The following is a 9,222-nucleotide window of genomic DNA, read 5'->3' as shown; positions in this document are numbered from 1 at the left end:
AGCATGTGCCAGTCCGCGTTCTGCGCGATCACCGCGGCGAACGGCATCACGACGAAGTCGAAGCAACGGTGCCTGATCGACGGGGCCAAGGGGCCGCGACTCGAGCGCGCCAGCGCTCCAGTGTTACGGCTTGGCCATGCAGAACGTTGCCTTGGGATCGGCGGCGAAGCGGAACTGGGTGGCGTCGGTGCCGCACTGCAGTTCGTCGGTGGCGCCGTCGATGCGCTTGACCACCTTGAAGGTGGCCTCCGGCGCGGTGCAGGCGACGGCCTCGGCCGGGCGCTGGCCCGCGTCGGCGTAGCACTTGCCCTCGGCGAAGTTCGGGGACAGGCACAGGCCGGTCTTGGTGTCGCCGACGGTGCCGTTGAAGGTCGCGTCCTCGACGGCGCAGTTCAGCGGGGCCGTGCCGACCTGCGCGATCCGGTAGTTCGAGGTGGCGGCGCCGCAGTCACCCACGGTCGCCTTCATGGCGTCGGCCGCGTTGTCGGTGACCTCCACGCAGGAGCCCTTGCTCACCGAATCCCCCGCCGAATCGCTGTCCGACGAACAGGCGACGACCGCCCCGACCAGTGCGACCGTCGCCACGGGGGCGAGCACGAGCCGTGCCAGCAGTCGCTTTCCTGGGAAAAACACTGAAAACCTCACTCACCGAACGGTTCAGGCATATATGACCGCCGGTGACGATACCCAAGCCGGTCCCGGTCACGCTCGCCCGCGTCGAACCCTGGCTACCATCACAAAGGTGACCATCGACGATGTCGTGGACGAGCTGTACGGCCTCGACCCCGGCGAGTTCGTGGCGACCCGCACCGAGCGAGCCGCCCAGGCCCGCGCGGACGGCGATCGCGAGCTGGCCGCGGCCATCACCGCGCTGCGCAAACCCACGGTCGCGGCGTGGACGGTGAACCTGCTGGCCCGGCACGCGCCGCAGGAGATCTCGGCGCTGCTCGACCTCGGTGACGCGCTGCGGTCGGCGCAGCGCCAGCTCTCCGGTGACAAGTTGCGCGCGCTCGGCGCCCAGCGCCAGCAGGTGGTCAACGCGATGACCAAGCGGGCGGGCGAGCTGGCGGCCGAGCACGAGCGCCCGGCGAGCGAGCAGGTGCTGCGCGAGGTCGGCCAGACGCTGACCGCCGCGCTGGCCGATCCCGAGGTCGCCGATCAGGTCAGGGCGGGCGTGCTGCCGACCACCGTCACCTATGACGGGTTCGGCCCGGCCGGGCTCGTGGCGATCACCGGCGGCAAGGCCACCCCGCCCAAGAAGGCGAGCCCGCGCCGCGGCAAGACCTCGCCGGAGGACGCCGCGGCCCAGCGCAGGGCGGAGGCGAAGCAGGAACTCGACGACGCCGAGTCCGCGCTCGCCGAAGCCCGTACCGCGAAGGACGAGGCCGAAACCGCGGCGGCACAGGCGAAGACGGAGCTGGACGAGATCGAGTCCAGGATCGAGGAATTGCGCGCCGAACTCGAGCACGCCGAACAGCAGCGCCATTTCGCCCGCACCGCCGAACACCGCGCGCGCGGGGAACTGACTTCGGCGCGTAGCCAGTTCGACCGGATGCGACGCTGGGTCGAACGCGCGGGCGCCCGCCTGGAGGAGACCTGACACCGCGGCACAGCCACGTGGACCTGCTCAGCGACCGAGTGTTCCCGGGTAGAGGAAGGCATCCCGCGGCCGCGTCGTCGCGTCCAGCCATTCGGCCAGGAAGCCGCCGAGCGGCATCGAGGTGCGGCTCTGCACGAACTCCCGGAATTCCGGCATCGAGGCGTGGCCGTCGCGGTGGGCGTTCACGAAATCGCGGATGGCGGTGAAGAACACGTCCTCACCGAGCAGTTTGCGCAGGGCGTGCAGGAACAGCGGTCCGCGGTCGTAGACCGAGGTGAACATGCGCTCCGCGCCCGGATCGGCGAGCGCGGTGTCCCAGAACTGCGGGTCGTCACGGTAATTCGCGACGGTCTCGCGGTATCGGGTGTCCACGTCGGCGCCGTCGACGCGTTCGGGCCACAGGTAGTCGGCGGTGTAGCTGGCGAAGCATTCGTTGAGGCAGATGTCGGACCACTGCCGCACCGACATGGTGTCGCCCCACCACTGGTGCGCCAGTTCGTGCACCACGGTGTTCAGTTCGGCCCACGGGGCATAGGTGGGGCGGGTCTGGGTTTCCAGCGAGAAGGGGATCACGGCGTCGACGTAGATGCCACCGGCGACGTCGAACGGGTAGGGACCGTAGAGGTTTTCGAGGAAGTCGAGGATCTCCGGCAGCCGCTGCTCGTCGTCGCGGTTGGGTTCCGATTCCGGCGCGAACGCGCTCAGCACCGGAGTGCCGTTCGGCCGACGCTGCTCGAGGAAGGTGAAGTGGTCGACCGCGACGGTGGTGAGGTAGCCGAGGACGGGCTGCCTGGTCTCCCAGGTGGTGAACAGCCGGCCGTCGCGCACCTCGTGTTCGGCGCGGTCCCCGGTCGACATCACCTCCCAGTCGGCGGGCACCGCGGCGCGCAGGGTGAAAGTCGCCTTGTCCAAGGGGGTGTCGTTGAGCGGGTACCAGGAGGTGGCGCTGTGCGGCTGGCCGACGGCGAAGGCGCCGCCGCTGGGCGCGTAGGTCCAGCCCTCGCCGTCGGTGTCGGCGGCCTGGCCCGCGTAGTCGACGACGATCCGCAGCGGCAGGCCGGGCGGCAGCGGGAGCAGCGGGGTGACGACGAGTTCCTGCGTGCCGTCGTGGGCGAAGGCGGCGGGCTGGCCGTTCACCGTCACCATCAGCACCTCGGGGCCGGTGTAGTCGAGGTTGAACTGGGCCAGCGGCTGGGTCGCCCGTGCGTCGACGCTCGCCGTGCCGCGCAGGAAGTGGGTGGGCGGGTCGTAGTCGATCGTCACGTCGTAGTGGGTGACGTCGTAGCCGCCGTTACCGTCGCCGGGAAAGTAGGGGTCGCCGAGCCCGGGTGCCCCGATGAGCCCGGCATCGGCGCCCGCCGGGCAGGTACCGAGCACGAGCACCGTGAGCACCGCGCACGCTCCGGCACAGAGTCGCATCGTCGACACACCTTTCGCCGGAACGGGTTCGCGTGGGCACCGACCATCGTCGCATCAGCTCGAGCGCGCACGGGATACCGCCCGGCGCTTCGCCCGTCGGCGCCGAGCACGCCTGTGGGTCAGCGCCGATAACGCGGTTCGGTCAGCGCCGATTGCGCGGTGCAGTCAGCGCCGAGCACACGGTGCGGGTCACGCCGGACACACGGTGCGGGTCACGCCGGACACACGGTGCGGGTCACGCCGGACACCCGGTGCGGGTCACGCCGGACACACGGTGCGGTCAGCGCAGATCGCCCGGTAGGTGCTCCGGGTCTAGCATCATCCGCTTGGTCGCCGTGCGCCGCACGCGGTCGGCCAGCTCCAGATTCTCCGCGAGCAGCCGCCATTCGAGCTCGGTGATGGCGCCGCGGGCCCGTTCGATCACGGCGCTGTCGCGGGTGGCCCACGCGATCGGCATGGCGGTGACCAGCTGCCAGCGTTCGCCCACCTGGCGCGGGGCACGGTCGGTGCGGACCGCGACGGCGGGCACCCGCTCCCCCGGCTCCGGCGCGTGGCCGGGCAGGGCGCGCACCTTGCGGGTCACCAGTGCCCAGCCGCGGGTCGGCGCCGCTGGTTCGGCGATGTCGACGAGGGCGAGCAGCACGATGCCGCCCGGGTCGACATCGGTGACCACCGCGGGCACCAAAGCGCCGTCCTGGTACAGCTTTTCGATGCTGGAACGGTGCGGTGTCCACAGCGCCACCCACAGCGCGATCGCCGCGGCCAGCGCGCAGACCACGGCGAGCAGGTAGCCCCACGCCTGCCCGCTCCAGAGCAGGGCGGCCGTGGCCGCGATGGCGAGCCCGGCCGCCAGCAGCGCGACGAGGCGCAGTCTGCGGAGTCCGGTGAACGTCTCGTTGACCGCGTGAGCGTGCTCACGGTCGACCACGAATTCGAAGCGGCGCACGTTTCCTTCCTAGCACAGGTTGCGGAGGAATTGCCTCCGCTTATCTGTCGAGGGCTGTCACCGCACGCTACCGCGTTCTGACCGGCCGACAGTGGCTACGCGCCGTCACCGATCGGCGGTCCGAGCAGATCGTCGGCGTCGGTGATCCGGTAGGCGTAGCCCTGTTCGGCGAGGAAGCGCTGCCGGTGCGCGGCGTACTCGGCGTCGAGGGTGTCGCGGGCGACCACCGAATAGAAATGCGCCTGTCCCCCATCCTGTTTCGGCCGCAGCAACCGACCGAGGCGCTGCGCCTCCTCCTGCCGCGAGCCGAACGTGCCCGACACCTGCACCGCCACCGAGGCTTCCGGCAGATCGATGGAGAAGTTGGCCACCTTGCTCACCACCAGCACCGGGATCTCGCCTGAGCGGAACGCGTCGAAGAGTGCCTCGCGCTCCTTGTTCTTCGTGGCGCCGGTGATGACCGGTGCGTTCAGGTCGACGCCGAGTTCGTCGAGCTGATCGAGATAGGCGCCGATCACCAGGGTCGGCGCGTCCTTGTGCCTGGCCAGGATCGACTCGACCACCGGGATCTTGGTGCGCGCGGTGGAGCACAGCTTGTAGCGCTCCTCCGGCTCGGCCGTCGCGTAGGCCATCCGCTCGGCGTCGGTGAGCGTCACCCGCACCTCGACGCAGTCGGCGGGGGCGATCCAGCCCTGCGCCTCGATGTCCTTCCACGGCGCGTCGTAGCGCTTGGGGCCGATCAGGGAGAAGACGTCGCCCTCGCGGCCGTCCTCGCGCACCAGCGTGGCGGTCAGGCCGAGGCGGCGGCGCGACTGCAGATCGGCGGTCATCCGGAAGACGGGCGCTGGCAGCAGGTGCACCTCGTCGTAGATCACCAGGCCCCAGTCGCGGCTGTCGAACAGCTCCAGATGCTTGTACTCGCCCTTGGTCTTGCGGGTGATCACCTGGTACGTGGCGATCGTGACGGGCCGGATCTCCTTGCGCTCACCCGAGTACTCGCCGATCTCGTCCTCGGTGAGCGTGGTGCGCGCCAGCAGCTCGCGCCGCCACTGCCTGCCCGCGACGGTATTGGTGACCAGGATCAACGTGGTCGCCTTCGCCTTGGCCATGGCGGCGGCACCGACCATCGTCTTGCCCGCGCCACACGGCAGCACCACCACGCCGGAGCCACCGGCCCAGAACGAGTCGGCGGCCATCTCCTGGTAGTCGCGCAGGTGCCATTTGCCCTCGGTGTAGTCGAGGCCGATGTCGTGCGCCTCGCCGTCGACGTAGCCTGCCAGGTCCTCGGCGGGCCAGCCGATCTTGAGCAGCATCTGTTTGATGTGGCCGCGCTCGGACGGATGCACGATCACCGTGTCGTCGTCGATGCGGGCGCCGAGCATGGGCGCGATCTTCTTGTGCCGCAGCACCTCCTCGAGCACCGCGCGGTCCAGGCTCACCAGGCACAGGCCGTGCGCCGGATGCTTGACCAGCTGCAGCCTGCCGTAGCGGCCCATCGTGTCGACGATGTCGACCAGCAGCGGCTGCGGCACCGCGTACCGCGAGAAACTCACCAGCGCGTCGACGACCTGCTCGGCGTCGTGGCCGGCGGCGCGCGCGTTCCACAGCGCCAGCGGCGTGATCCGGTAGGTGTGCACGTGCTCTGGCGCGCGCTCCAGCTCCGCGAACGGCGCGATGGCCTGCCGCGCGTTGCCCGCCAGCTCGTGGTCGACCTCGAGCAGGAGGGTCTTGTCGCTCTGCACGATCAGCGGACCGTCGGTCACAGTGCTCCTTGGCGGCCGGGGCCGCGGGTTCGGGGCCTCGTGACCCCTCGATTCAGCGAGGGGCGGCCCCGAACGGGCTCGTAAGACTCGCCCTGTGCGGGGTGCGTTCGGCCTGGAGTGTTGATCTTCGTGGTGGCGCCGGTGGTCGGTCGCCTTGTTCGATTGTACGGACGGGGACCGACAGAGGTCCTGGTGGCGGGGCTCGACCGGGCAGTCCAGCGGTTGCGTACTGGACCGCGACAAGCCGCGCTGACCAGGTCAGACTCGATGCGTGCTACAGACGACGGCGATTCTCGGGGTGGCGGCCGCGGCGTTGGGCATGGTGCTCACCCCTGGACCGAACATGATGTACTTGGTCTCCCGGACGGTCGCGCAGGGCCGCAGGGCCGGACTCATCTCACTGGCCGGGGTCGCCGCCGGATTCGGCGTGTATCTGCTGGCCGCCGCCGTGGGCATCACCGCCGTGTTCGCCGTGGTGCCCGGCCTGTACCTGGGCCTCAAGCTCGCCGGCGCGGGCTATCTGCTGTGGCTGGCCTGGCAGGCCGTCCGCCCGGGCGGGACGTCGGTGTTCGCGCCCGTCGAGCTGCCGGTCGATCCGGCGCGACGGCTTTTCACCATGGGGTTCGTCACAAACCTGCTCAATCCCAAGATCGCGATCATGTACATGGCGCTGATCCCGCAGTTCGTCGACCCGGGGCGCGGCGCGCTGTGGTTGCAGAGCCTGTCGCTGGGTGCGGTCCAGATCGCCGTTGCGCTCGCCGTGAACGCGCTGATCGTGCTCGGAGCCGCCGGGCTGGCGTCGTTCCTCACCGCGCGGCCGCTGTGGTTGCGCACCCAGCGCTATCTCATGGGCACCGCGCTCGGCACCATCGCGATCCTGCTCGCCACCGACCGGACGCGCCCGGCTCCCGCCTGAGCGGCCACCCGGACCACCGCGACCGGGGCAGCTGGGCACGGTCCGACGGCTGTCCATCGCCTGCGCCCGCGAACCGCGCCTGCCGCCGGACGATTGCGGCGCGCCGGGTCGAACGCACTCCCCCGCCGACCAGGTGAGGCGGATGCGGACGCGGTCGGCCCCCATGCCACGCTGCTCGCGGGGGTTCAAGCGAAGGAGTGAGCGGTGAGTGGTGCAGTGCTGGTGGCGGTGGTCGCGGCCGGGCCGTTGGCAACGGAGCTCGATTCCGCGCTGACCGCTGTACATCGTGGCGGCGAGCTGATGGGCGTCATCTCCTTCGCGGCATCGGGAGCGCTGGTCGCCGTGCGCAAGCGGCTCGATCTGTTCGGCATGGCGATCCTGGCCGCCGCGACCGCGCTCGGCGGCGGCATCGTGCGCGATCTGCTCATCGGGCGCACCCCGCCCGGCGCGTTCACCGACTTGACCTACCTGTCCGCCTCCCTGCTCACGGCGCTGGTCCTGTACTTCATCGCGCCGTCGCGGCGGCTCACCAAGGGGCCGCTGGAGATCGCGGACGCGATCGGGCTCGGGCTGTTCTGCGTCACCGGCACGGTGATCGCGTACTCGGCCGGGGTCGGTGCGCCCACCGCGGCGCTGCTCGGCATGACGACCGCCATCGGCGGCGGCGTCCTCCGCGATGTGCTCAGCGGGGAAGTGCCGTTCGTCCTGCGCCCCGACCAGGACCTCTACGCGATCCCCGCCCTGTTCGGCGCGGCCGCCACCGCCACCCTGCTGCACTTCGACCTGTACCGGACATGGACCGGCCTGCTCGCCGCTGTCGGCGCGATCGGCTTCCGGCTGTTGGCCCGCCACTACCAGTGGCACGCGCCGACCGCCCGGCACGCCCGCGACTGACGACGTCGCGAAGCCCGGCCCTTCCGCTCGTCGGCGCGGCACGACCATGGAATCGAACACTGCCGCAACGGAATCAGTGGAGCGCGATTCCGGCCCGCAACCGTCGCACACCCTCGTCGATGGTCTCGTCACGCTTGCTGAAGGTGAAGCGCACCAGGTGCTTCCAGTCGTCGGCGAGGTCGGCGAACACGCTGACCGGCACCGCGGCCACCCCGAGCCTGCCGGGCAGTTCGCGGCAGAACGTCATCCCGTCCGTGGCGCCGAGCGGGCGGATGTCGGCGCAGACGAAGTAACCACCGGAACTGCGCGCGACACCGAACCCGGTGTCGCGCAAGGCCGCCGACAGGCGAAGGCGCTTGTCGGACAGGCTGTCGCGCAGCGCGTGCACCCAGTCCAGCTCGGCGTTGATCGCGTGCGCGACGGCGGGCTGGAACGGTCCACCGCCGACGAAGGTGAGGAACTGCTTGGCCGCGAGCACCCCGTCGAGCAGCGGCGCGGGCGCGCACACCCAGCCGATCTTCCACCCGGTGACGTTGAACGTCTTCGCCGCGCTGGAGACCACGACGGTCCGCTCGCGCATGCCGGGCAGGGTGGAGATGCTGAGGTGTTCGGCGCCGTCGTAGACCAGGTGCTCGTACACCTCGTCGGCCAGCACAAGCAGGTCGCGTTCGCGGGCCAGCTCGGCGATGGCGGTGAGGTCGGCGCGGTCGAGGACGGAGCCGGTCGGATTGTGCGGTGAATTGATCACCAGCATGCGGGTTTTCGGGGTGATCGCGGCGCGCAGGCTGTCCAGGTCGAGGACGAAGCGATCACCGTCGGCGACCAGGCGCGCGGTCCGCCGCTGGGCGCCGGCCAGCGCGACCGAGGCGGCGTAGGAGTCGTAGTACGGCTCGATCAGCACCACCTCCTGCCCCGGCTCGACCAGCCCGAGCGCCGCCGCGCTGATGGCTTCGGTGGCGCCGACGGTCACCAGCACCTCGGTGGCCGGGTCGTAGGCGGTGCCGTAGCGGCGGGCGCGGTCGTCGGCGATCGCCTGGCGCAGCACCGGCATGCCGCGCCCGGGCGGGTACTGGTTGAGGCCGTCGGCGATGGCGGTGCGCGCGACCTCGAGCATGCCCGCCGGGCCGTCGGTGTCCGGGAAGCCCTGCCCGAGATTGACCGCGTCGTGGCGGACGGCCAGCTCGGTCATCTCGGCGAAGATCGTCGATCCGAACGGGCGCAGACGGGACACAGTGGGCGGCGCAGACGACATCCCCGCAGCGTATCCCACTTTTCTCCCACGTTGCCGCATGATAGCGAACACACATGTTTCACAAACGTTTTTCCGGTTTGACCTGCACTATTGTGCAGTCACTCGAGCTGAGCTAGCTTTGCCGTGTTCTACCTCACACACCACAGCGTGGTGGCATATCGAAAGGGGCTCTCTATGGCCTCACCTCTGCTCGACTTCATCGTCGGACCGGCTGCGTCGGAGGTTGCCGGTTCGGCTCTGCGGTTCATCCACGACCAGTTGCTCGGCAGCCCGATCGCCGACTTCTTCACCGGCTCGGCGACCCCGGACAACAACATGGGTTCCTCGACGGGCGACCACAACCTCGGCTCGTCCACCGGCAATCACCAGTGGGGGTCCACCTACCCGTAGACCCGTGCAGCTCGGACCGGATCGCGCGGGTCCGGTCCGACA

At 70.3% G+C, this 9,222-nt stretch carries 9 protein-coding genes; 4 read left to right on the top strand and 5 right to left on the bottom strand.

Translation table 11 applies throughout. The features are described from left to right. Positions 1-123: 123 nt before the first annotated feature. Positions 124-633, bottom strand: a complete 510-nt coding sequence (locus AB0H56_RS24705; protein WP_357167502.1) for a hypothetical protein — start codon at positions 631-633, stop codon at positions 124-126. A 109-nt stretch (positions 634-742) separates the two neighbouring features. On the opposite strand from AB0H56_RS24705, the gene AB0H56_RS24700 reads away from it, so the two are divergent. Beyond that, complete coding sequence (locus AB0H56_RS24700; protein ID WP_357167500.1) at positions 743-1,600, top strand: hypothetical protein; 858 nt, start codon at positions 743-745, stop codon at positions 1,598-1,600. 27 nt (positions 1,601-1,627) lie between these two features. Here AB0H56_RS24700 and AB0H56_RS24695 read toward each other — a convergent pair whose 3' ends face one another. The 3 genes from AB0H56_RS24695 to AB0H56_RS24685 all read right to left on the bottom strand — a co-directional run bounded on the left by AB0H56_RS24695 (position 1,628) and on the right by AB0H56_RS24685 (position 5,728). Next, positions 1,628-3,019, bottom strand: a complete 1,392-nt coding sequence (locus AB0H56_RS24695) for a M1 family metallopeptidase (protein ID WP_357167498.1) — start codon at positions 3,017-3,019, stop codon at positions 1,628-1,630. Between the two features lie 280 nt (positions 3,020-3,299). After that, positions 3,300-3,965, bottom strand: a complete 666-nt coding sequence (locus AB0H56_RS24690; protein ID WP_357167496.1) for a DUF3239 domain-containing protein — start codon at positions 3,963-3,965, stop codon at positions 3,300-3,302. Between the two features lie 95 nt (positions 3,966-4,060). Continuing rightward, the gene (locus AB0H56_RS24685; protein ID WP_357167494.1) at positions 4,061-5,728 is read right to left on the bottom strand and encodes a DNA repair helicase XPB; all 1,668 of its coding nucleotides are present in this window, start codon (positions 5,726-5,728) and stop codon (positions 4,061-4,063) included. Between the two features lie 271 nt (positions 5,729-5,999). Here AB0H56_RS24685 and AB0H56_RS24680 point away from each other — a divergent pair, with 271 nt between their 5' ends. Then, complete coding sequence (locus AB0H56_RS24680) at positions 6,000-6,644, top strand: LysE family translocator (protein WP_357167492.1); 645 nt, start codon at positions 6,000-6,002, stop codon at positions 6,642-6,644. A gap of 204 nt (positions 6,645-6,848) precedes the next feature. Then, the gene (locus AB0H56_RS24675) at positions 6,849-7,538 is read left to right on the top strand and encodes a trimeric intracellular cation channel family protein (protein WP_357167490.1); all 690 of its coding nucleotides are present in this window, start codon (positions 6,849-6,851) and stop codon (positions 7,536-7,538) included. A 73-nt stretch (positions 7,539-7,611) separates the two neighbouring features. On the opposite strand, the gene AB0H56_RS24670 is transcribed toward AB0H56_RS24675, so the two are convergent. Next, positions 7,612-8,790 (bottom strand): pyridoxal phosphate-dependent aminotransferase, encoded by a 1,179-nt coding sequence (locus AB0H56_RS24670; protein ID WP_357167489.1) that lies wholly within the window; start codon positions 8,788-8,790, stop codon positions 7,612-7,614. A gap of 174 nt (positions 8,791-8,964) precedes the next feature. On the opposite strand from AB0H56_RS24670, the gene AB0H56_RS24665 reads away from it, so the two are divergent. After that, the gene (locus AB0H56_RS24665) at positions 8,965-9,180 is read left to right on the top strand and encodes a hypothetical protein (protein WP_357167487.1); all 216 of its coding nucleotides are present in this window, start codon (positions 8,965-8,967) and stop codon (positions 9,178-9,180) included. Positions 9,181-9,222: the final 42 nt, after the last annotated feature.

It is taken from the genome of Nocardia sp. NPDC050717, assembly GCF_040654275.1.
Lineage (GTDB): Bacteria > Actinomycetota > Actinomycetes > Mycobacteriales > Mycobacteriaceae > Nocardia.
This window is presented reverse-complemented; position numbering and strand designations above follow the sequence as displayed.

Coding starts and splice junctions, on each gene's coding strand:
- AB0H56_RS24665 (WP_357167487.1), top strand. CDS start 8,965: ATGGCCTCACCTCTGCTCGACTTCATCGTCGGACCGGCTGCGTCGGAG.
- AB0H56_RS24695 (WP_357167498.1), bottom strand. CDS start 3,019: ATGCGACTCTGTGCCGGAGCGTGCGCGGTGCTCACGGTGCTCGTGCTC.
- AB0H56_RS24670 (WP_357167489.1), bottom strand. CDS start 8,790: ATGTCGTCTGCGCCGCCCACTGTGTCCCGTCTGCGCCCGTTCGGATCG.